This window comes from Massilia agrisoli, from assembly GCF_020831365.1.
Classification (GTDB): Bacteria; Pseudomonadota; Gammaproteobacteria; order Burkholderiales; family Burkholderiaceae_D; genus Telluria_A; species Telluria_A agrisoli.
In genome coordinates this window covers 136,102-155,997 of the sequence record NZ_JAJHPV010000021.1, presented here as the reverse complement: position 1 = coordinate 155,997, position 19,896 = coordinate 136,102, and the positions used below count along the sequence as shown (strand labels likewise).

Here is a 19,896-nt window from a genome sequence, read left to right as displayed (position 1 = left end):
CTAAAAGCAAGATGTAACTACAGTTACAAGTCTTACCAATTCGAGCAATCTTGTGAGGATGGAACGAACTAATATTGAACTACCAACCGGAGTTCATCATGAAGTTATCCCTGCTCGTCGCTAGCGTTGTTGCCTATACCGTCCTGACTGTGGCGTGGCTCTGCTATGCCGAGCTGTCATCCATCAATCCGGGGAATATGCATGTCAGCCTGCTATTTTAACAGGCTGCAAATGTTGGTTGTCAATTGTGAAGTCTGCACCGGAAACCAGCGCGTATGCGGGGTGTCCGGCTAGCTGCCGACTAATTGCAGACTAGTTCGATATCGCGTATGGCGCGCCCTCGCACTTTGCTCGTCATGACACACTTGGACGCATGGTTTTGAATTGGCCGGAACATCTCGACCGCATCCCCGTAACCGCAGTATAGCCAGACGTTCTTCCGTGGGACGCCGAGGTCCCAGGTAGACACTACGGCATCCGTGTCACCGTTTCGCGTCAGCTCGGTCTTCAGCGGTTTTAAATACGCCCCTTCTGACGGATCGCCGGCAATCAGGCCTGCTGTATAAAGCCTGACTTCACGCTGGACCTGCGCGCGCCATTCGGCCGGAGGTCGAAGGGTGGCGATCGTTTCACCCGGCAATATGAGGGGACACGCTTCGCCCGCGTTTGCCTGTCCCCACCAGAGAACCAGCACCACCAAGCCGAGCGTGTTACAAACCCGTAGTGCTCCAGCATTACTCGATGACATAATATGCCTCCGACACGTTACTGGCATCAGGCCACGACCCGTCCGCATTGCGCCGAACTCGTGGCTTGGGGCCATGGATGAGTCGCGCACGGATATACGGTCGGTTGACGGGATCATTTTTCCATTGGTCGACAAACCAGAGTGCGGCACCCGAGCGGCGGAGGAAAAACGCGGCGTGGTTGCCCGACGGCTATTTCCCGCCGACGAAAGTCGCAATCGCAGTTCCTGGCGCGAGATTCCCATCGTCCATCACTCGCTTTCCGGCTCGCCATGCCGAAGTGGGTAGCGCTTGCAGGCCCGGCGCGTATTTCTTTACCAGCGCAACACAATCGCCATCGCCAGCCAGGGGTTCGCCTTCAAGTTTGTTAGCCTTCAAATACACGTATGGCATGATTTCCTCCATCGCCAGCCTCATTGGTAGCGTGGTGCAATCATCCTCCGCCTCGGCTGTCAAAATCTTGATGCTTAGCAACCGAGTTCATTCGCGTTTAAGCGGCTAGCTATGGGGCGCCGAGCGCTACGGCGTTCGCCCGGCCGGCTTCGGCGTCGAGCTGGCGCGCGTCGCGCTGCGCCTGCGACAGCATCGTCGGCCAGCCGATGATGTGCTGTTCGGCGATTTCGGCCAGCGCCGTGATCCAGGTCGGCGATTCGTTCAGGCAGGGGATGTAGTTGAATTCCTTGCCGCCCGCCGCTTCAAACTCATGCTTGGCTTCCATCGAGATCTCTTCCAGCGTTTCCAGGCAGTCGCTGGTAAAGCCCGGGCAGACCACGTCCACCCGCGCCACGCCGTCGCGCGCCAGCTGCTGCAAGGTCGGCGCCGTGTAGGGCTGCAGCCACTCGGCCTTGCCGAAGCGTGACTGGAAGGTCACCACATACTGGTCGGGCGTCAGGCGCAGGCGTGCGGCCAGCAGCCGCGCGGTCTTGTGGCATTCGCAGTGGTACGGGTCGCCCAGCAGCAAGGTGCGCTTGGGCACGCCGTGGAAACTCATCACCAGCTTGTCGCCGCGGCCATGCGCCTCCCAGTAAGACTGGATGCTTTCTTCCAGCGCCGTAATGTAGGCCTCGTTGTCGTGGTAGTTACGCACCATGCGCAGCTCGGGCAGGTTGCGCACGCCCGCATAGTGGGCGAACACGGCGTCGTAGATCGACCCGGTGGTCGTGCCCGAGTATTGCGGATAGGCGGGCAGCACCGCGATGCGCTCGACGTTTTTCGCCTTCAGCTGGTCCAGCACTTCCGGCAGCGAGGGCGAGCCGTAGCGCATCGCCATCACCACGCTGACGTCGCCGTGGCCGCGCGCTTCCAGCATGTCATGCAGCAGCGCCGCCTGCTTCTGGGTATGCACCTTCAGCGGCGACCCTTCGCGGGTCCAGATCGTGCGGTACTTGCTGGCCGACTGGCCCGAGCGGAACGGCAGGATGATCAGGTTCAGGATGAACCACCACACCAGGCGCGGAATTTCCACCACCCGCGGGTCCGACAGGAACTCCTTCAGGTAGCGCCGCACGGCCTTGCGGGTTGGCGCGTCAGGCGTGCCAAGGTTGACCAGCACGACGGCGCTCGTGGCCACGGTGCCGTGGATATAAGGAGGTTCTTTACGGAAGGGCATGAAGGTCCGGAAAAGGAGGCGGAAAGCCCGCTATTATAAGTTTTCTAGGACGCTAATAGTTCGCGGGCATGCTTTCTTGTTGTTGCTGTGATCTCTATTCCACCGAGCATGCGCGCGACCTCTTCCACTCGTGCTTTATTGTCGAGTACGTCGATGCGAGACACGGTCTTGCCGGCCTCCGTGGTGCCCTTGGCGACCTGGAAATGCTGGTTGGCCTGGCTGGCCACCTGGGGCAGGTGGGTGACGCACAACACCTGTCGCTCCTGTCCAAGCCGTTTGAGCAGGCGCCCCACCACCTCGGCCACGCCGCCGCCGATGCCGCTGTCGACTTCGTCAAAAATCAGGGTCGGCGTCGTTGCGGAATTGGACGTGATGACCGAGATGGCCAGCGCGATGCGCGCCAGCTCGCCGCCGGAGGCCACCTTGGCCAGCGGCCGCGGCGCCACGCCGGCATGGCCGGCTACCAAAAACTCCACCTGCTCGGCCCCGTGCACCGACGCTTCGACAGGATTGAGCGCAACCACAAAGCTGCCGCCGGTCATGTTCAGTTCCTGCATCGCGGTCGTCACCTGCGTGCCCAGTAATTTTGCCGCGCCCGTACGCACTGCCGACAGTTTCTTCGCCGCGGCAAGGTAGTCGGCCTTGAGCTTTTCTTCCTGCTTGCGCAAGCCGTCGATGTCGCTGGCGTCGGCCAGCTGCCTGAGTTTTTCCGACAGGCTCGCGTGTTCTTCGGGCAGCTCCTCCGGCGTCACGCGGAACTTGCGCGCCGTGCTGTGGATCGCTTCAAGGCGCCCTTCCACCTGGCGCAGGCGCTCGGGATCGAGGTCGACCCGGTCAAGGTAATCGTTCAGCGCGTACACCGCCTCCTGCAACTGGATGCGTGCCGGCTCCATGCAATCGAGCACCGGCTGCAGCTGCGCGTCGATGTCGACCAGCTTGCCCAGCTTCTGGTTCAGCGACGCAATCTGCGACAGGATCGGATGCTCTGATTCGGAAATCGCGGTCAGCGCCTCCTGCGCGCCTTCGAGCAGGCTGGCCGCGTGCGAAAGGCGGCTGTGCTCGTTGGTGATGTCAGCCCATTCGCCCGGCTTGACCGCCAGCTTTTCCAGCTCGTTCACCTGCCACTCCAGGCGCTCGCGTTCGACCAGCACGTTCCTGGCGTTGGTCTCGAATTCCTCGCGCTGGCGCGATACCGCGCGCCATGCCTTGTACGCGGCGGCCACATCCTGCGCATGCTGCGCGCCGCCGCCCTCTTTCGCTGCCGACTGGCTGTCGAGCAGCGCGCGCTGCGCGTCGAGCTTGAGCAGTGACTGGTGCGCATGCTGGCCGTGGATGTCGACCAGCAGCTCGCCCAGGTCGCGCAACTGGGTCGCCGTGGCTGCGATGCCGTTGATGTAGGCCTTCGAGCGGCCCGCATTGTCGATCACCCGGCGCAGCAGCGCGCCGCCTTCCTCAGTCGCAAACTCATTCTGGGCCAGCCAGTCGCTTGCCGCGCCGCCGGCCGTGAAGTCCGCCGTGATATCGGCCTTGGCCGCGCCTTCGCGCACCACGCTGGCGTCGCCGCGCCCGCCCAGCGCCAGCTGCAGCGCGTCGATCAGGATCGACTTGCCGGCGCCGGTCTCGCCGGTCAACACTGAAAAACCACTGGAAAATTCAAGCTCGATCGAATCGACAATGACGAAGTCGCGGATGGAAAGTGTACGCAGCATGTAGTGAGGTTTTCTGTTATTTCGGCCGGCTGTCGCCCGCCGGGTATTCGTTCCAGTGCAGCTTCTCGCGCAGCGTGTCGTAATAGGTCCAGCCTTCCGGGTGGAGGAAGGTCATGTCATGCGGCGAGCGCGAAATGATGATCTGGTCGCCGTGCATCAGGCTGGCGAAGGTCTGCATGTCGAAGTTCACGCTGGTGTCGCGCCCGGCCACGATTTCCACCGTGATGGTGCTGCTGTCGGGCACCACGATGGGCCGGTTCGACAGGGCATGCGGCGCGATCGGCACCAGCGCGATGCCGCCCAGCGTCGGATGCAGCAGCGGGCCGCCGGCCGACAGCGCGTACGCGGTCGAGCCGGTGGGCGTCGAGATGATCAGGCCATCGGAGCGCTGGTTGTACATGAAGTCGCCGTCCACCGTCACCTTCAGCTCGATCATGCCGGCGCCGGCGCCGCGCGCCACCACCACGTCGTTCACGGCCTGGCCGCAATGGATGGTTTCGCCGTTGCGCTTGACGCAGCCTTCGAGCATGGTGCGTTTTTCGGAGCGCGCCTTGCCGCCCAGGATGGCGTCCAGCGCCGGGATCATGCGCTCGACCGGAATATCGGTCATGAAGCCGAGGCGCCCGAGGTTGATGCCCACCAGCGGCACGTCGTAGGGCGCCAGCTGGCGCGCGATGCCCAGCATGGTGCCATCGCCGCCCATCACCACTACCGCCTGCGCGGTGGCGCCGATGTCGGCCGCGCTCATCGCGTCGATGCCGGGCAGGGCCAGGTGTTCGGCGGTGCCCGCTTCGAACACCACGCGGTAGCCGCTGTGCTGCAGGAAGTCCACCAGCTGCTGCACCGGCTGCTCGATGCCCGCGGTATTCGGACGCACGACCAGCGCAATGGTTTTCTGCATGTCAGGCGTTTCGGGCATAGGAATCTCGGCGGTTGATTGATGGCGTCACGCAGGAGATTACCCGATAATGCCTGCGCCTGCTACTTCGCCCCCGCGCTGCGAAGGCTGTATAAATGCACAGTATAGGGTGCGGCGCCAGCTTCCGGCAAGACAAGGACAAACATCATCTCGCCGGGGCCCGCGCCACCTTGGCCGGCGACATCGCGGCCTCCCTGCTGCGCGCCGCCCAATTGGGCGACCCGGTTCAATGCAAAGCGATACCATTTGCACAATTGAACCGCAAGCAGCGAGGGAGCACACATGGTTACCGAAACACGCGACCGCAGGGTCAACACCGACGCCAGGATGAAGAATGACGGCGTCAAACGCCTGCCGCACGAACGCGACGAGTCGCCGGACGCGCAGGACACCAAGCCACGCGGGGTCATGGAGCAGGCAGCCAGCGACCTCGAACAGGGACTGGTCGACACCGACCTGCACGGCACCCGCGGCATCGAAGAAGCCGTTCCACACGCCGGCAGCCCGGGCCAGGCCAAACCCCAGCCCGACGCTGCCAACGGCATGCGCCACCACGACGTCGTCACCCCAACCGGAGGAAAAAAATAATGAAACCAGCCGTATTGATCCCAGGCTTAGCCTTGACCGCCCTGTGCGCAGCGGCCGTTGCCCAGACCATGCCACCCGGCTTCGGGCCCAACCCGACCCTGCCGGCGCCGGACAAGCAGCTGATCCCGACGGTGAACGTGGCCAAGGCGCAGCCATGGCCGAAAGGCACCTACCCGGTAGCGGCGAAGGGCCTGGCGATCAATGCGTATGCGGGCAGCCTCGACCACCCGCGCTGGCTGTACGTGCTGCCGAACGGCGACGTGCTGGTGGCTGAAACCAACAAGCCGCCGAAGAAGGAAGAACACAAGCCTGACGGCGTGGTCAAGAAGATCAAGGGCGCGGTGATGGCCCAGCAGCAGAAGAAGGCCGGCGCCGGCGTGCCGTCCGCCAACCGCATCACCTTGCTGCGCGGCCTGGGCGCCAAGGGCGAGGCCACCACCCGCACCGTGTTCCTCGACGGCCTGACCTCGCCGTTCGGCATGGCGCTGGTCGGCAACGAACTGTTCGTGGCCAACGCCGACGCGCTGGTCAAGTTCCCGTACAAGGAAGGCGACACCCGCATCACCGCGAAAGCCACCAAGGTGGCCGACCTGCCTGCCGGGATGAACCATCACTGGACCAAAGGCCTCGTTGCCAGCCCTGACGGCAGCAAGCTGTATGTGTCGGTTGGCTCGAACAGCAATATCGGCGAGAACGGCATGGACAAGGAAGAAGGCCGCGCCGCGATCTGGGAATTCGACCGCGCCACCGGCAAGGGGCGCATCTTTGCCAGCGGCCTGCGCAACCCTGTGGGCATGGCGTTCCATCCGGAGAGCAAAGTCCTGTGGACCAGCGTCAACGAGCGTGACGAACTGGGCGACAACCTGGTCCCCGACTACATGACCTCGGTAAAGGATGGCGGCTTCTACGGCTGGCCGTACAGCTACTACGGCCAGATCGTCGACACCCGTGTGGAACCGCCGCGCCCGGACTTGGTGGCCAAGGCCATCAAGCCTGACTACGCGCTGGGCGCCCACACCGCGTCGCTCGGCCTCGCCTTTTACGATGGCAACCTGATGCCGCAGTTTAAAAACGGCGCGCTGGTCGGCCAGCACGGCTCGTGGAACCGCAAGCCGCATTCGGGCTACAAGCTGATCTACGTACCGTTCGCCGGCGGCATGCCGAACGGCCCACCGCAGGACCTCGTCACCGGCTTCCTGGGCAAGGATGAAAAAGCGTATGGCCGTCCGGTCGGCGTCGCGGTCGACAAGACGGGCGCGATTTTGCTGGCTGACGACGTCGGCAACATCGTCTGGCGCATCACGCCGGCCGGTACGCCGACAGCGGCGCCTGCCGCGGCAGCCCCGGCCGCCGCCAGGAAGTAAGCCCGCAGGGCTTTGTGCGCCCCCGTACAGAGTCCGCGCGCCCAGCGTGGCATTCTATGGCTTTAGAAACCCAAAAAGCCATGGAGGCACCAATGAACAAACGCTCAGCATCTGCCGCCTGGAGTGGCGGACTCAAAGACGGCAAAGGGTTTATCTCGACCCAAAGCGGCGTGTTGGACAACACGCAGTACGGCTTCAACACGCGCTTTGAAAACGGCCCCGGCACCAATCCGGAAGAACTGATCGGCGCCGCCCATGCGGGCTGCTTCACGATGGCCCTGTCGGGCAAGCTCGGCGAAGCCGGCATGACGGCCAAGCACCTGGCTACCACCGCAACCGTCACCCTGGACAAAGTCGACGGCGGTTTCGCCATCACGGCGGTGCACCTGCAACTGGTCGCGCAGATTCCCGGCGCCAGCCAGGAAGCCTTCGACGCCGCGGCGCAGGACGCAAAGGCCAACTGCCCGGTATCCAAACTGCTTAACGCAAAAATCACGCTTGACGCGAGGCTGGAAGCCTGACCATCGCTATTCCCGCGAAAGCGGGAACAGCGCGCAGGAATGCTCCTTAACGCTTAAAATTGTAGTCATTCATACAGCTAAGGAGCAAGGATGCGTATCCTGCACACCATGCTGCGGGTGGGCGACCTGCAGCGATCGATCGACTTCTACACCAAGGTGCTCGGCATGACACTGCTGCGCACGAGCGAGAACCCGGAATACAAATACACGCTGGCGTTCGTGGGCTATGGCAGCAACCCGGACCATGCCGAGCTGGAGCTCACCTACAACTGGGGCGTCAACACGTACGAGCTCGGCACTGCCTACGGCCACCTGGCCGTTTCTGCCGACGACATCTATGCAGCCTGCGACTCGGTGCGCGCCAACGGCGGCAACGTCACGCGCGAGCCGGGGCCGGTCAAGGGCGGCAGCACGGTGATCGCTTTCGTCACCGATCCGGATGGTTACAAGATCGAGCTGATTGAACGCAAGGACAATGGCGCCGGCGCTGGCCTGGCCGCGTTAAGCGAAGTCGCTTAGCGATTGACCTCAGAAAAAACCATATGCCGTCGTTCCCGCAAACGCGGGAACCCATGCTGAAGACGAGCAGCGGCGACTTATGCGCTCACCGTGCGTACTCGGTATGGATTCCCGCTTTCGCGGGAACGACGGCACTTGCCGGGGTAACTCGCCAAAAAAAACGGCGCCTCGGCGCCGTTCGCTATACCAGCCGCGTTTATTTCTGCAGCAGGTTGTTGACCGGGATCAGGTCGTCCTCGCGCAGCGAACCTGCCGCCGCCTTCAGGCGCAGGCCATTGACGATGGTGTCGTAACGCGCGCGCGACAGGTCGCGGCGGGTCGAGTACAGCTGGCGCTGGGCGTTCAGCACGTCGATGTTGATGCGCACGCCAACCTGGTAGCCCAGCTTGTTCGATTCCAGCGCCGAGGTGCTCGATACTTCGGCCGCTTCCAGCGCCTTCACTTGCGCCAGGCCGCTGTTGACGCCCAGGTAAGCCTGGCGTGCAAATTGCGCTGCGTTGCGGCGCGTGGTTTCCAGGTCATTGCGGGCCTTGTCTTCCAGCGCGATCGATTCACGCACGCGGCTGGTCACAGCGAAGCCGTTGAAAATCGGGATGTTCCACTGCACGCCGATGGCGTTGTTCTGCGTGGTGCCCGAGCTGTTGGTCTGGCCGTTGACCTTGCGGTGGGTCGAGTTGGCAACCAGGTCCAGGGTCGGGTAGTGGCCGGCGCGGTTCCTCGAGATGTCACGCTTGGCCGATTCCAGCGCCAGCTGGGCCGCGACCACGCCGTAGTTCTGGCTTTCGGCCGACGACACCCATGGGTCGATCAGTGCAGGCTCGGGCGAGGCCAGTGCAACGCCTGGCTTGAGCGGCGCGAGTGCCGATGGCGCGGTGCCGATGATGGCCTGCAGCGCGGTGCGCTTGACTTCGAGGTCGTTGACGGCGGCGAACTCCTGCGCCACAACCAGGTCATACGCTGCCTGTGCTTCGTGGGTGTCGGTGATAGTCTGGGTGCCGACTTCAAAATTGCGCTTGGCCGACGCCAGCTGCTCGGTGGTCGCGGTCTTTTGTGCGCGCGTCGATTCCAGCGTGTCTTCCGCTGCCAGCACGTCGAAGTAGGCCTGCGCCACGCGGGTGATCAGGTCTTGCTGGGCCTGCGCAAACTGCGCTTCGCTGACAGCCTGCAGCAGCTTGCTCTGCTGGTAGGTCTGCCAGTTCGCCCAGCGGAACAGCGGCTGCACCAGCGACAGCGTGTACTCGTTGGTGCGCAGGTTGCTGCCGCCGCCTGGAATGATGCCGGTGGTGCCGTTCGGCAGTGTTCCGAGCGCGCCCTCATTCCATGGCGAGACATCGGTGTCGTTCTTGACGATCGCACCGTTTGCACCTACGGTGGGGAGCAACAGTGAACGCCCTTGCGGAACCTTTTCCCTGCCAACCGCCGCTGACGCGCGCGCGCTGGCGAACACCGCATCATTTGCCAGTGCCTGCTTGTACACGTCGAGGAGGTCGGCCGCCTGTGCATTGAGCGAGACAACAGCGCTGGCAATCAGCACGGCGATTAGGGATTTCTGCATTGCATTCTCCGTTGGAGTCATCAAAAGGTTAAGTAAATTTGCAGCTGACTTGTTTCCGATTCCGCAGCGCTGGCGATCAGTACTGCGGCATCGTGCTGTCGACCTGCACAGCCCAGGCGTGGATTCCGCCCGTCAAATTCGTTACATCCGTGAACCCGTTGCGTTCCAGGAAGGACGCAACCGCCGCACTGCGCACGCCGTGATGGCAGATGCAGACAATCTCGGCATCGTCATCGAGTTCCTGCAGGCGCGCAGGAATGGTGTTCATCGTGATCAGGGTCGAGCCTTCGATCTTGCAGGCCTCGAATTCCCATCCCTCGCGCACGTCGAGCAGCAGCGGGCGTGGGCGCGATGGATCGGCCAGCCGCTCTGCAAGCTCGGGTGCGGTAAGGTGCTTCATCGCCGCTTCGCCTTAGAAAGTAAAATGCGACACCGCGGCCGCGCCGACCAGCGGCTTGACATTGGTCTCAAATACCTTGACCGTGTCGTACGCCGTTTCGGAAACGCGGGTGATGATATTTACCGACATCACAGGCGCGGTGCCGAGGATCGCAGCGATGCGGCCGCCAACCTTGACCTGCTTGAGGAACGCTTCCGGCAGCACTTCCAGCGCGCCCGAAATCACGATCACGTCGAACGGTGCACCCTTGTCCCAGCCAGCAGCGCCATTGCCTTCTTCGACGGTGGCGTTGGCCACGCCCGCGCGTGACAGGTTGGCTTCGGCCATCGCCTTGAGTTCCGGCGAGATTTCGACGGTCGTCACGTGACGGCCCTTGTGCGCCAGCAGTGCAGCCATGTAGCCGGAGCCCGCGCCGATTTCAAGGACGGTCTCATGCTTCTTGAGCATAATTTCCTGCAAAATGCGCGCTTCCATCTTCGGCGTAAACATTGCCTCGCCGCCTGGCAGCGGGATTTCGGTATCGACAAACGCCAATGCCTTGCACGCGGCAGGAACGAATTCCTCGCGCTTGACGACTACCAGCAGGTCGAGCACGTCCTGGTCCAGCACGTTCCACGGGCGGATCTGCTGTTCAATCATGTTAAAGCGGGCTTGTTCGATATTCATCTTTATGACTCGGTGGGAAAATAATAATCCGATATTTTATCGTTGAACGGCCTCAGAACCCACATCTTAGCGACATGGGTTCGTAGATCGCGAGAAATTGCGACAGTCTGCAGTTTAAAGGGAATGAACCCGCGAAAACGCCGACTTGGCGCTTGTGGCAACTCACGGCTGGGCTGCAGGGGGCGGCAACAAGCCGTGCAGCGCCATGTCGAGGAAGGAATCGATGAAGGCAGGGGCGTCGAGCTGGCCTTGCGCGCACGGGCCGACCGAATGCTTCCAGGTCATCAGCATCAGCACCGGCGCGATCAGCACCTGGGTCATCACGTTAATGTCGATGGGGCGGAACTCGCCCCGCTCGATGGCGCGCTCAAGCATGACAGCGGTGGCGCGGGTGCCGCGCGCGATGACTTCTTCCTGGTAAAAGCGGGCAAGGTCGGGGAAATTTCCTGCTTCGGCCATCACCAGTTTGATGATGCCGGACGCGTTGGTCATGCCCATGCGCTCCCACCAGCCGTGCACAACGCGGCGCAACAGGTCGGCGCTATGGCCTTCAAATCCGGCGATATCCTCCTCGGCGGCGTCGATGGCGGGCACGACGGTATTACGCACCACTGCCTTGAACAATTCTTCCTTGTTCGTGAAGTAGAGGTAAAGCGTGCCCTTCGACACGCCGGCGCGCTTGGCGACATCCTCGAGCCGGGTTGAAGCGAATCCCCGTTCGACAAACAGGTCCAGCGCGGCGGCCAGAAGCTCCTGGGGGCGCGCGTCCTTGCGGCGCTCCCAGCGCGGTTTCATATTGAAAGAGCAATCCATGTGCAGCCATCCGGGTAACTTACTTGCGAGTCATTAATATAGACCCGTGGTAACGGGCCGTCAAGCTGGGGCTGCTTTAGTTTCGGTTGCCAGTTCCAACCGGGCGCCGCCGAAATCTCCCCGCACGACTTTGAGACATCTCAACCGCCATGCGGCCGTGCTGCCTACGATGGATTGGGAACCGCCCCCTTAGGAGACCAAATGCACACCAATCTTATTGTTGTAGCCACTCTCGCCGCAGCGCTCCTGGCAGCCTGCGCTGGCCAGCGCGGCGCTAGCCCCCGTGGCGCTACCCTGCAAGCGGCGAATGTGTCGCAGCAGACCCAGATGGATGAGCGGATGCGGGCGATGACAGAAGCGCACGGCAGGATGATGTCGGCCAAAACGCCGGATGAGCGCAAGGCGCTCATGGCGGACCATCGAAAGGTCATGCGCGAAGGCATGGCCGCCATGCACGACTCGATGGGCATGATGCAGCCAGGTGCGCCCTGCATGGACCCGGCCATGGTCCAAAAGCACCAGGCCATGATGCAGATGATGATGCAAATGTTGACGGAAACGCCGGAGACGCCAGCGCCCGTTCCGGCGCCTGGTTAAGGCGTTCGGTGGCCAAGCATGCATACGTTCCGAACGCTTACCCTTGCCAAAGTTCAGTCCGGCTTGCATCCGTACCCGCAACCGCTGCCTGACGGCACCGTCTACACCTGCCCGATGCACCCGGAAGTGCGGCATGCCGGTCCGGGCGTGTGCCCGAATTGCGGTCGGGTGCTGGAGCCATTGCTGGACGGTGCGGATGTGATTGGCGGCGTGTAGTCAATTAGCGGATCATGCGCTGCCGCGCTTTTCCGTCCTGATCACGCGCTCAAGCTGCATTTTGGGGTGCATCAGGCGCCGCTTGCCGGGGTATACTGTCGCACCCTCTTTCCGAACTTGCCGATGTCCGCCAGTGCAAACAAGGTCAGCTGCCGTGCCGGATGCGGCGCATGCTGCACCGCTCCCTCGATCACCTCGCCGATTCCAGGTATGCCAAACGGCAAGCCGGCCGGGGTTCGCTGCGTCCAGCTGACGGACACCAATGGTTGCGCCATCTTTGGCCATCCGAGCCGCCCTGCATTCTGCGCGGGGCTGCAGGCGTCGGCCGACATGTGCGGCACGTCGCGGGAGCATGCGCTCCAATGGCTGGGCGACCTCGAGCGGGCAACCACCCCGGGGGCGTTTGAGTAATCCAGCTCAGGCGTCATCAGTATTATCCGGAACAAATCCTGTCCGGCGTTTGCGCTTCTTCTTTTTGACCACTTCCGTTTGTTCCTGAGTCGGCTTGAGAGCCGGCGGCGGCGCCACGGGCAGCGGGAACCCGAGAAATACCATAACGAAGAATATGGGTAGCAGCAGGTAGAAAAGCGGCCTCCTCCAGTTTAGCTTCTGTTTCATCATTGCCAACAAATGAGGACAATGATGGGTTTGGCAAGTGGGCGCCGCGCGTCAGGGCTTGCGTGGCTTGCCGTTGACGAAGCTATCGACCGCGTCCAGCGTGGGCGCCAGGCCGCGCAATGGCGCCGCAATCGAGCCGACCAGGGTGGTATGGCTGACCCCGTCGTAATACACCTCGGTGACGCCCACGCCGTTGCTGCGCAGTTTGTTCGCCAGCCGCCCGGTATTGCGGGCCGGGTTAACCAGTTTGTCGCGCGATGCGGCAATCAACAGTGCGGATGGAACCGCCTTGTCGACGTGGTTGATCGGCTGCGAGCCCGGCGGCGTGTCCGGGAAATGAAATACCGGCCGGGTCACCTTGTTCTCGATCGGCAGGAAATCATAAGGCCCCGCCAGACCGATCCAGCCACGCAGGGACGCCGGCTTCATGCCGAACTTTGCAAGGTAGGAGTCGTCAAGGGCGACCATCGCCGCGTTGTAGGCGCCCGCGCTGTGCCCCATTACGAACAAGCGCGACGCATCGCCGCCGTAACGGCCGATCTCGCGCGCCGTCCAGGCCACCGCTTGCGCCGAGTCGTCGAGGAAATCGGGGTAGCGTACTTCCGGGTACAGGCGGTAATCGGGAATGACGGCGACGATGCCGCGCGAAGCCAGGGCTCGGCCGACAAAAGCATAGTCGGCGCGCTCGCCGGCGTTCCAGTTTCCTCCGTAGAAAAAAACAACGACCGGCGCGCCCGCCCCTCCTCCGTTGGGCACATAAACATCCAGCTTGTGGCGCAGGTGGGCGCCGTACGCGATGCCGTCGGTGGCCGTGGAGGCGCCGCCGGGCGACAGCGCATTCAAGGCCTTGAGCGGCGAACATGCGGCCAGCCCGCCCATCACCACGACCAGGCCAGCCAATGCATACATCGGAAAACGTCCTGCCATGATCATCTACTCCCCTGTGGCCGTGAAATTATTATATACATTGCAATAAAATAGCGAGCACAGCACACGTGCAGGCCGCGCCCACAGGGGAGCCAGCCGCCGGAAGACGACCTGATTCATTGTCAATGCGGCGCAACCGCGACCCGATACAATCACAAGGTTGAGTAGAGCGTGGACCGGTTCCGTTGTTGCTCCAGAACCATAGCGTACAGGCTAGTCGTGGTAAGCTTCGACCCCGCACCGAAACGCCTTCCGGTCTTTCTCTTTCTCAACACTGACGTACGTTTTCGCCGAATACATGGATATCATCATCGCGGTAAAAGCCATCCTCATGGGCGTGGTTGAAGGGTTGACAGAATTTCTACCCATTTCCTCCACCGGCCACCTGATTTTGGCGGGCAGCCTGCTTAACTTTACCGACGAAAAGGCGAAAGTTTTTGAAATCGTGATCCAGGCCGGCGCCATCCTTGCCGTCTGCTGGGAGTACAGGAAGCGCATCGTGTCGATCTTCAGCGGCATCACGCATGACCGGAAGGCACAAAAATTTGTGCTGAACGTGTTTGTGGCTTTCCTGCCGCTGGCTTTGCTCGGCCTCATCTTCGGCAGCGCCATCAAGGCCGCCCTGTTCTCGCCGGTGCCGGTCGCGCTGGCCTTCATCATCGGCGGCATCATCATCCTGTGGGTCGAGCGCCACCACAAAAAACACCCCCCCGCAGTGCGCTTCGAGAGCGTGGACGACATGAGCATCGTCGACGCGCTGAAGGTGGGCCTGGCCCAGGCAGCGGCGCTGATTCCCGGCACCAGCCGCTCCGGCGCCACTATTATCGGGGCGATGGCCTTCGGCCTGCCGCGCCGCGTCGCCACCGAATTTTCGTTCTTCCTCGCGATTCCGACCTTGATGCTGGCGACCGTGTACTCGCTGATCAAGGAGCGCGACATCCTCACCCTGGCCGACCTGCCGATGTTCACGCTCGGTTCGATCTCGGCCTTCATTTCCGCGTTCATGTGCGTGCGCTGGCTGCTGCGCTACATCAGCACCCATGACTTCACGGTATTCGCGTGGTACCGCATCGTGTTCGGGCTCGTCGTGCTCGCAAGCTCGCATTACGGATGGGTCGTTTGGGTGCACTAGAGATGAATCCCGCGACCAGCGCGCGCGCCCTCGACCTGCTGCAGACCGTCTTCGGCTACCCCGCCTTCCGCGGGCAGCAGGCCGAAATCGTCGAACATGTCGGCAGCGGCGGCGACGCGCTGGTCCTGATGCCGACCGGCGGCGGCAAGTCGCTGTGCTACCAGATCCCCGCGCTGCTGCGCGACGGCGTCGGCGTCGTTGTGTCGCCCCTGATCGCGCTGATGCAGGACCAGGTCGACGCGCTGGCCGAAGTCGGCGTGCGCGCAGCCTTCCTGAACTCGACCCAGACCTTCGAAGAATCGATGCGCATCGAACGGCTGGTGCGCACCGGCGAGATCGACCTGGTGTACGTAGCGCCGGAACGGCTGATGACGCAGCGCTGCCTCGACCTGTTCGATGCAGCGAAGATCGCGCTGTTCGCCATCGACGAAGCGCACTGCGTATCGCAATGGGGCCACGACTTCCGCCCCGAATACATCCGCCTGTCGATCCTGCACGAACGCTTCCCGGACGTGCCGCGCATCGCGCTGACCGCCACCGCCGATCCGCAGACCCGCGCCGAAATCGCGATGCGCCTGCAGCTGGAAGACGCGCGCCAGTTCGTCTCGTCCTTCGACCGGCCCAACATCCGCTACCAGATCGTCGAAAAGGACAACGGCCGCAAGCAGCTGCTCGACTTCATCACCTCCGAACATGGCGGCGACTGCGGCATCGTCTACTGCCTGTCGCGCAAGAAGGTCGAAGAAACCGCTGAATTCCTGAACGAGCACGGCATCCGCGCGATGCCCTATCACGCAGGCATGGAGCATCCCAAGCGCGCCGCCAACCAGGCCAAGTTCCTGCGCGAAGAGAACATCGTAATGGTTGCGACCATCGCCTTCGGCATGGGCATCGACAAGCCGGACGTGCGCTTCGTCTGCCACCTCGACCTCCCGAAAAGCATCGAAGGCTACTACCAGGAGACCGGGCGCGCGGGCCGCGACGGCATGCCGGCCAGCGCCTGGATGGCATACGGGCTGCAGGACGTGGTGCTGCAGCGCCGGATGATCGACGAATCAGAGGCGGACGAAACCTTCAAGCGCGTGTTGTCGATGAAGCTCGACGCCATGCTCGGCCTGTGCGAGACGCTGAGCTGCCGGCGGGTTCGCCTGCTCGACTATTTTGGCGAGCAGTCCGGCCCCTGCGGAAATTGCGACACCTGCCTGATACCGCCGGTGTCCTTCGATGGGACCGTGCCCGTGCAAAAGCTGCTGTCTGCGATCTACCGTGTCGACCAGCGCTTTGCGGCTGGCCACGTGATCGACGTGCTGCGCGGCGCCGAGACGGACCGCATCAAGCAGTGGCACCACGATGCGCTGTCGGTGTACGGCATCGGCAGCGAACGCACCGAAGCCGAATGGCGCGCGATCCTGCGCCAGGCCATCGCGCTTGGGCTGGTGACGGTCGACCATGATTCGTACAGCTCGCTGAAGCTGACCGATGCGGCGCGGCCGGTGCTCAAGGGCGGGCAGAAGGTGCAGCTGCGGCAGTACGTGAAGCCGGTGAAGCAGAAGCGCGCGCCGTCGGCGTCGAAAGGCTATATCGAGAGCGAGCTGTCGAAATCGGAGCAGGAGATCTTCGACCGGCTGCGCTCATGGCGCATGGGTACGGCGCGCGAGCACAATGTGCCGGCGTATGTAATCTTCGTGGACGCGACCCTGCGCGAGATCGCCAAGGCTAAACCGCGCTCGCTGGACGACCTGCGCGGCGTCAGCGGCGTGGGCGAGAAGAAGCTGGCGTCGTATGGGGAAGAGATCGTCGCGCTGATTGGCGAGATGCTTTAATTCGGCGGAGGCGCGCTTCGCGCTTGTCCGCCCTACGACAACCACAGCGATTTTCCCGACCCACGAAAACCACGAACGATTGCGTAGGGCGGATAAGCCCGGAGGGCGCATCCGCGCGGCCACTCGCGTCGTATGGGGAAGAGATCGTCGCGCTGATTGGCGAGATGCTTTAATTCGGCGGAGGCGCGCTTCGCGCTTGTCCGACCCACGAAAACCACGGACGATTGCGTAGGGCGGATAAGCCCGCAGGGCGCATCCGCGCGGCCCGCGGCTACTTCTTAACGAACACCAGGTCCCACACCCCGTGTCCCAGCTTGAGGCCACGGTTCTCGAACTTGGTCAGCGGGCGGTACGCCGGCTGCGGCGCATACCCTTCAGCGGTATTCTGGAGCATCGGCTCGGCGCCCAGCACCTCCAGCATCTGCACCGCATAGTCTTCCCAATCGGTCGCGCAATGCAGGTAGCCGCCCGGCGCCAGCTTCTGCGCCAGCAGCTTGACGAACGGCCCCTGGATCAGGCGGCGCTTGTTATGGCGCGCCTTGTGCCACGGGTCGGGAAAGAACACGTGCACGCCGGCCAGCGATCCATCCGGGATCATCTGGTTCAGCACTTCAACCGCGTCATGCTGGATAAGACGCAGGTTGGTGATGCCCTGCTCGCCGATCTGCTTGAGCAGGCTGCCCACGCCCGGCGTGTGCACTTCCACACCGATGAAATCCTTCTCCGGCATGCCGCGCGCGATGTGCGACGTGGTGTCGCCCATGCCGAAGCCGATCTCCAGGACCACCGGCGCCTTGCGGCCAAACGCCTGCTCGTAGTCGAGCGGCGCCTTGGCGTATTCGATCAAAAACTTCGGTCCCAGTTCTTCCAGCGCGCGCGCCTGTGCCACCGACAGGCGGCCCGCCCGCGTGACGAAGCTGCGGATGCGGTGTTCGGTTGGGTCGTAGAGCATCGGCCGGTTTGGGCCGGTTGGTGGCGTATCAGAGGACATGGGATGTGATATTTCAGGAACTGGAAAACAGCCAGCATTGGCTGTACGGGAGCGCCATTATAGCCCAGCTACCCTGCACAGCCCTCCTTCAGCGACCCCACTTGCTGCGCAGCCCGTAGCGTGGCCGTGCCGTCCGGCGCGCACACGGCCTTCTGATACCACTCGATCGATTTTTCGTGGTATCCCGCGCTTGCGTAGGCAAACCCGAAGCCGTCGGCAATCGATCCAATGCCGCCCCACAGGGGGCCAAACTCGCTTTCCAGGTACTGCAGCTTCGCCAGCTGCACTTCGCGTGGCGCGCCTCCGAGTTTGCTCTGCACGGCCAGCGTCTCGAGCGCAATCGCCAGCGATACCGGCGACGCGAGGTCGCTGAACTCCTCTTTAAGCGGCACCGCCAGCCGCCTCGCGGTGTCATTCTGCCGCATCGACCGCCAGCGCCAGTCAGGGTCGCCATAGCACTGGTAGGCGGCCCAGGTATTCGATTCCGGAAGGGCGTTCCAGGCAGCGGTGCGCGCCAGGCCGACTGCCTCGATGAAGCGCGAGCCATTGAGCAGCGCGACGTAGAAGGCGGTGGCGAAGATTTCGGCCGCGTTGTCATTGACTGCCCAGCCGGCAGCCACTACGCAGCGCACGCCGATGCGGATCAGCGACTCTGCGACATTGGCCGCGAACTGGGCGCGGTCGTAGGGCTGCAGGATCGTTTCGGTATCGCGTCCGCCAGTGTGGCAGCAGTTAAGGAACACCAGGTCGGGAATGCTGCGCATGGCGTTGATCTCGTTCGCGCCGAGGAAGGTGTTGTCACCGGACAGCACCACCCCGCCATGCGGCCCCGGCTCGCCATGGCCAGCGATGTGGACGATGCGGTACGGGTCCTTGAGCAGCGCGATCAGGATCGCCTGCGCGTCGTTTTCTTCGGCGCGCAAGGTCACCTGGGCAGGGTCGACGCCACTGCCCGGCTGGGTCAGCGTTTGCGCGACCGCGATCGCCTCGCGTTTCGCGCCCGGCAGCGGCGGATACAGCGGCGACGTCGTTTTCGGATCGCCGATGATCAGGACCTTGTCGCCAATGCTGGCGGGTCGCAGGCTGGTGCGAAACTCCTCAAGCTGCATCTTGCGTACCAGCTTGCTGCGGATTGCCCACGGGCGCTTGTCGGCGGCGTCCGCCTCGGGACTTGTGTCGAGCAGTTCCCACGGAATGCCTGCGGTACCGGCATCGAGTTCCATTACCAGCTCGCTGGACCCGCCGAGGAAGGGTTCCATTTCAACCGGGATCAGCAGGTTGAACAGGGTGCGCCCAATTTCGGGATCGCTTGTGGCATCGTTCGAGGCCTTGGACACGAGTTCCCGCACCAGGGTCGCCTGCGCCCGGTGCGCGTGTACTTCCGCGCGGGCGCGTTTGGTGTCGAGGGTATAGGCAATGCCGGGATGCTTGGCGTCGGGTGTCGACTGCTGCAGCGCGCTGATGAAATCATAGCTGGTGCCGCGGTAACTGGAGTCGGGAGAGCGGCGCAAGGCGCCGGCGCCGAAGTGGATTTTGCCGACCAGTTGCAACAAGTTACGGTCAGCCAGCTCCTGCATCTGCAGCGCGTGCCAGGCATCGGTTGCGCGCTCAAGATATAGCTCGACCAAAGTGAGCTGGCGCAAACGCGGCCAGCCTTCGACTTGTTCGAGTTTCGCGTTGGCTTCATGCGCGGCCTGCACGATGGCCAGCGCCGAACTACCTGCCGTGACACCGCTGCCGCCACTGCCGACCAGGGTGGCAGCCAGGGAAAACTCGGTCGGTGCGCCGCCTTCCTGCTGCTCGGACAGGCGCTGCGCATAGGCCAGTATCGCCTGCCGCACCGTGTAGACAAGATCGGCTGCCCGCAATTCACCTTCATCGCCCAGCCCTGCGACGACAATGGCGGGCAGGCAGGTGCCCTCTCCGCTTTCGGCGATGCACGGGTGGCGAAAAACCTGGTGTGAACCAGGTGTGCTCGGATACAGCCCGGCGTTCAGGGCGCGGCTCATGCGATGGTCGAGCAGCACGTCGATGGCGGCTTCCGCGCCGGTCAGCGTGGTTGAGCGGTAATGTCCGACCAGCAGGGCCTGTTCGATAAAGCGCAGGTCAGCGTTGAGGACGACGACGTCGAGCCGCGGCGCAGGAGTATCTTGGTTTTCTGGAGGTGCCATACCGCCCCTTCT

Annotated in this window: 22 protein-coding genes and 1 pseudogene; 10 read left to right on the top strand and 13 right to left on the bottom strand. The window is 63.0% G+C overall.

Annotation, left to right across the window (positions count from 1 at the left end; genetic code table 11):
• The first annotated feature begins 98 nt into the window (after positions 1 to 98).
• Positions 99 to 221 (top strand): hypothetical protein, encoded by a 123-nt coding sequence (locus tag LMJ30_RS21720; RefSeq protein ID WP_267869732.1) that lies wholly within the window; start codon positions 99 to 101, stop codon positions 219 to 221.
• An 80-nt stretch (positions 222 to 301) separates the two neighbouring features.
• On the opposite strand, the gene LMJ30_RS21900 is transcribed toward LMJ30_RS21720, so the two are convergent.
• The 5 genes and pseudogenes from LMJ30_RS21900 to LMJ30_RS19530 form a co-directional block, all read right to left on the bottom strand.
• Positions 302 to 748: an STY0301 family protein gene (locus LMJ30_RS21900; protein ID WP_371873055.1), complete on the bottom strand. Its 447-nt coding sequence runs from the start codon at positions 746 to 748 to the stop codon at positions 302 to 304.
• Positions 735 to 1,139, bottom strand: a pseudogene (locus LMJ30_RS19545) (BPSL0067 family protein). Before LMJ30_RS19545 ends, LMJ30_RS21900 begins: the two are co-directional and overlap by 14 nt.
• Positions 1,140 to 1,248: 109 nt before the next feature.
• Complete coding sequence (hemH, locus tag LMJ30_RS19540) at positions 1,249 to 2,355, bottom strand: ferrochelatase (RefSeq protein WP_229434244.1); 1,107 nt, start codon at positions 2,353 to 2,355, stop codon at positions 1,249 to 1,251.
• Positions 2,356 to 2,399: 44 nt separating this feature from the next.
• The gene (gene recN, locus LMJ30_RS19535) at positions 2,400 to 4,064 is read right to left on the bottom strand and encodes a DNA repair protein RecN (protein ID WP_229434243.1); all 1,665 of its coding nucleotides are present in this window, start codon (positions 4,062 to 4,064) and stop codon (positions 2,400 to 2,402) included.
• A 16-nt stretch (positions 4,065 to 4,080) separates the two neighbouring features.
• Positions 4,081 to 4,983, bottom strand: a complete 903-nt coding sequence (locus tag LMJ30_RS19530) for an NAD kinase (RefSeq protein WP_229434242.1) — start codon at positions 4,981 to 4,983, stop codon at positions 4,081 to 4,083.
• Positions 4,984 to 5,265: 282 nt separating this feature from the next.
• On the opposite strand from LMJ30_RS19530, the gene LMJ30_RS19525 reads away from it, so the two are divergent.
• The 4 genes from LMJ30_RS19525 (at position 5,266) to gloA (ending at position 7,975) form a co-directional block, all read left to right on the top strand.
• Positions 5,266 to 5,571, top strand: coding sequence for a hypothetical protein (locus tag LMJ30_RS19525; RefSeq protein WP_229434241.1), 306 nt, complete (start codon positions 5,266 to 5,268; stop codon positions 5,569 to 5,571).
• Positions 5,571 to 6,935: a PQQ-dependent sugar dehydrogenase gene (locus LMJ30_RS19520; RefSeq protein ID WP_229434240.1), complete on the top strand. Its 1,365-nt coding sequence runs from the start codon at positions 5,571 to 5,573 to the stop codon at positions 6,933 to 6,935. Before LMJ30_RS19525 ends, LMJ30_RS19520 begins: the two co-directional genes overlap by 1 nt.
• A gap of 92 nt (positions 6,936 to 7,027) precedes the next feature.
• Positions 7,028 to 7,456: an OsmC family protein gene (locus tag LMJ30_RS19515; protein ID WP_229434239.1), complete on the top strand. Its 429-nt coding sequence runs from the start codon at positions 7,028 to 7,030 to the stop codon at positions 7,454 to 7,456.
• Between the two features lie 90 nt (positions 7,457 to 7,546).
• Positions 7,547 to 7,975: a lactoylglutathione lyase gene (gene gloA / locus LMJ30_RS19510; protein ID WP_229434238.1), complete on the top strand. Its 429-nt coding sequence runs from the start codon at positions 7,547 to 7,549 to the stop codon at positions 7,973 to 7,975.
• A gap of 196 nt (positions 7,976 to 8,171) precedes the next feature.
• Here gloA and LMJ30_RS19505 read toward each other — a convergent pair whose 3' ends face one another.
• The 4 genes from LMJ30_RS19505 to LMJ30_RS19490 all read right to left on the bottom strand — a co-directional run bounded on the left by LMJ30_RS19505 (position 8,172) and on the right by LMJ30_RS19490 (position 11,409).
• Positions 8,172 to 9,530, bottom strand: a complete 1,359-nt coding sequence (locus LMJ30_RS19505; protein WP_229434237.1) for a TolC family outer membrane protein — start codon at positions 9,528 to 9,530, stop codon at positions 8,172 to 8,174.
• A gap of 76 nt (positions 9,531 to 9,606) precedes the next feature.
• Positions 9,607 to 9,930: a rhodanese-like domain-containing protein gene (locus tag LMJ30_RS19500; protein ID WP_229434236.1), complete on the bottom strand. Its 324-nt coding sequence runs from the start codon at positions 9,928 to 9,930 to the stop codon at positions 9,607 to 9,609.
• Between the two features lie 12 nt (positions 9,931 to 9,942).
• Positions 9,943 to 10,596 (bottom strand): protein-L-isoaspartate O-methyltransferase family protein, encoded by a 654-nt coding sequence (locus LMJ30_RS19495; RefSeq protein ID WP_229434235.1) that lies wholly within the window; start codon positions 10,594 to 10,596, stop codon positions 9,943 to 9,945.
• Between the two features lie 162 nt (positions 10,597 to 10,758).
• Positions 10,759 to 11,409 carry a TetR/AcrR family transcriptional regulator gene (locus LMJ30_RS19490; protein WP_371873054.1) on the bottom strand — a complete coding sequence of 217 codons (651 nt, stop codon included), beginning with the start codon at positions 11,407 to 11,409 and terminating at the stop codon, positions 10,759 to 10,761.
• A 201-nt stretch (positions 11,410 to 11,610) separates the two neighbouring features.
• Here LMJ30_RS19490 and LMJ30_RS19485 point away from each other — a divergent pair, with 201 nt between their 5' ends.
• The 3 genes from LMJ30_RS19485 (at position 11,611) to LMJ30_RS19475 (ending at position 12,633) form a co-directional block, all read left to right on the top strand.
• Positions 11,611 to 12,006: a hypothetical protein gene (locus tag LMJ30_RS19485; protein ID WP_229434233.1), complete on the top strand. Its 396-nt coding sequence runs from the start codon at positions 11,611 to 11,613 to the stop codon at positions 12,004 to 12,006.
• Positions 12,007 to 12,024: 18 nt separating this feature from the next.
• Positions 12,025 to 12,222 carry a heavy metal-binding domain-containing protein gene (locus LMJ30_RS21935; RefSeq protein WP_229434531.1) on the top strand — a complete coding sequence of 66 codons (198 nt, stop codon included), beginning with the start codon at positions 12,025 to 12,027 and terminating at the stop codon, positions 12,220 to 12,222.
• A 123-nt stretch (positions 12,223 to 12,345) separates the two neighbouring features.
• A complete protein-coding gene (locus tag LMJ30_RS19475; protein ID WP_229434232.1) occupies positions 12,346 to 12,633 on the top strand; it encodes a YkgJ family cysteine cluster protein in 288 nt (95 codons plus the stop codon).
• Positions 12,634 to 12,655: 22 nt separating this feature from the next.
• On the opposite strand, the gene LMJ30_RS19470 is transcribed toward LMJ30_RS19475, so the two are convergent.
• The gene (locus LMJ30_RS19470) at positions 12,656 to 12,877 is read right to left on the bottom strand and encodes a hypothetical protein (protein WP_229434231.1); all 222 of its coding nucleotides are present in this window, start codon (positions 12,875 to 12,877) and stop codon (positions 12,656 to 12,658) included.
• A 14-nt stretch (positions 12,878 to 12,891) separates the two neighbouring features.
• Positions 12,892 to 13,767, bottom strand: coding sequence for an alpha/beta hydrolase (locus LMJ30_RS19465; protein WP_371873053.1), 876 nt, complete (start codon positions 13,765 to 13,767; stop codon positions 12,892 to 12,894).
• 298 nt (positions 13,768 to 14,065) lie between these two features.
• Here LMJ30_RS19465 and LMJ30_RS19460 point away from each other — a divergent pair, with 298 nt between their 5' ends.
• Both LMJ30_RS19460 and recQ read left to right on the top strand, forming a co-directional pair.
• Positions 14,066 to 14,899 carry an undecaprenyl-diphosphate phosphatase gene (locus LMJ30_RS19460; protein ID WP_229434229.1) on the top strand — a complete coding sequence of 278 codons (834 nt, stop codon included), beginning with the start codon at positions 14,066 to 14,068 and terminating at the stop codon, positions 14,897 to 14,899.
• Between the two features lie 2 nt (positions 14,900 to 14,901).
• The gene (gene recQ, locus LMJ30_RS19455) at positions 14,902 to 16,722 is read left to right on the top strand and encodes a DNA helicase RecQ (protein WP_229434228.1); all 1,821 of its coding nucleotides are present in this window, start codon (positions 14,902 to 14,904) and stop codon (positions 16,720 to 16,722) included.
• A 271-nt stretch (positions 16,723 to 16,993) separates the two neighbouring features.
• Here the strand turns inward: recQ and trmB are convergent, their stop codons facing one another.
• Both trmB and LMJ30_RS19445 read right to left on the bottom strand, forming a co-directional pair.
• A complete protein-coding gene (gene trmB / locus LMJ30_RS19450) occupies positions 16,994 to 17,674 on the bottom strand; it encodes a tRNA (guanosine(46)-N7)-methyltransferase TrmB (protein ID WP_229434227.1) in 681 nt (226 codons plus the stop codon).
• Between the two features lie 107 nt (positions 17,675 to 17,781).
• Positions 17,782 to 19,884: a CHAT domain-containing protein gene (locus tag LMJ30_RS19445; protein ID WP_229434226.1), complete on the bottom strand. Its 2,103-nt coding sequence runs from the start codon at positions 19,882 to 19,884 to the stop codon at positions 17,782 to 17,784.
• Between the last annotated feature and the right edge of the window lie 12 nt (positions 19,885 to 19,896).

Excerpts from the sequence above, each read along its gene's own strand:
- LMJ30_RS19515 (WP_229434239.1), top strand. The coding sequence starts at position 7,028 with ATGAACAAACGCTCAGCATCTGCCGCCTGGAGTGGCGGACTCAAAGAC.
- LMJ30_RS19530 (WP_229434242.1), bottom strand. The coding sequence starts at position 4,983 with ATGCCCGAAACGCCTGACATGCAGAAAACCATTGCGCTGGTCGTGCGT.
- hemH (WP_229434244.1), bottom strand. The coding sequence starts at position 2,355 with ATGCCCTTCCGTAAAGAACCTCCTTATATCCACGGCACCGTGGCCACG.
- LMJ30_RS19465 (WP_371873053.1), bottom strand. The coding sequence starts at position 13,767 with ATGGCAGGACGTTTTCCGATGTATGCATTGGCTGGCCTGGTCGTGGTG.
- LMJ30_RS19500 (WP_229434236.1), bottom strand. The coding sequence starts at position 9,930 with ATGAAGCACCTTACCGCACCCGAGCTTGCAGAGCGGCTGGCCGATCCA.
- trmB (WP_229434227.1), bottom strand. The coding sequence starts at position 17,674 with ATGCTCTACGACCCAACCGAACACCGCATCCGCAGCTTCGTCACGCGG.
- LMJ30_RS19495 (WP_229434235.1), bottom strand. The coding sequence starts at position 10,596 with ATGAATATCGAACAAGCCCGCTTTAACATGATTGAACAGCAGATCCGC.
- LMJ30_RS21935 (WP_229434531.1), top strand. The coding sequence starts at position 12,025 with ATGCATACGTTCCGAACGCTTACCCTTGCCAAAGTTCAGTCCGGCTTG.
- recQ (WP_229434228.1), top strand. The coding sequence starts at position 14,902 with ATGAATCCCGCGACCAGCGCGCGCGCCCTCGACCTGCTGCAGACCGTC.
- LMJ30_RS19485 (WP_229434233.1), top strand. The coding sequence starts at position 11,611 with ATGCACACCAATCTTATTGTTGTAGCCACTCTCGCCGCAGCGCTCCTG.
- LMJ30_RS19520 (WP_229434240.1), top strand. The coding sequence starts at position 5,571 with ATGAAACCAGCCGTATTGATCCCAGGCTTAGCCTTGACCGCCCTGTGC.
- LMJ30_RS19475 (WP_229434232.1), top strand. The coding sequence starts at position 12,346 with ATGTCCGCCAGTGCAAACAAGGTCAGCTGCCGTGCCGGATGCGGCGCA.
- LMJ30_RS21900 (WP_371873055.1), bottom strand. The coding sequence starts at position 748 with ATGTCATCGAGTAATGCTGGAGCACTACGGGTTTGTAACACGCTCGGC.
- LMJ30_RS19490 (WP_371873054.1), bottom strand. The coding sequence starts at position 11,409 with ATGGATTGCTCTTTCAATATGAAACCGCGCTGGGAGCGCCGCAAGGAC.
- LMJ30_RS19460 (WP_229434229.1), top strand. The coding sequence starts at position 14,066 with ATGGATATCATCATCGCGGTAAAAGCCATCCTCATGGGCGTGGTTGAA.
- LMJ30_RS19525 (WP_229434241.1), top strand. The coding sequence starts at position 5,266 with ATGGTTACCGAAACACGCGACCGCAGGGTCAACACCGACGCCAGGATG.
- recN (WP_229434243.1), bottom strand. The coding sequence starts at position 4,064 with ATGCTGCGTACACTTTCCATCCGCGACTTCGTCATTGTCGATTCGATC.
- LMJ30_RS21720 (WP_267869732.1), top strand. The coding sequence starts at position 99 with ATGAAGTTATCCCTGCTCGTCGCTAGCGTTGTTGCCTATACCGTCCTG.
- gloA (WP_229434238.1), top strand. The coding sequence starts at position 7,547 with ATGCGTATCCTGCACACCATGCTGCGGGTGGGCGACCTGCAGCGATCG.
- LMJ30_RS19445 (WP_229434226.1), bottom strand. The coding sequence starts at position 19,884 with ATGGCACCTCCAGAAAACCAAGATACTCCTGCGCCGCGGCTCGACGTC.
- LMJ30_RS19505 (WP_229434237.1), bottom strand. The coding sequence starts at position 9,530 with ATGCAGAAATCCCTAATCGCCGTGCTGATTGCCAGCGCTGTTGTCTCG.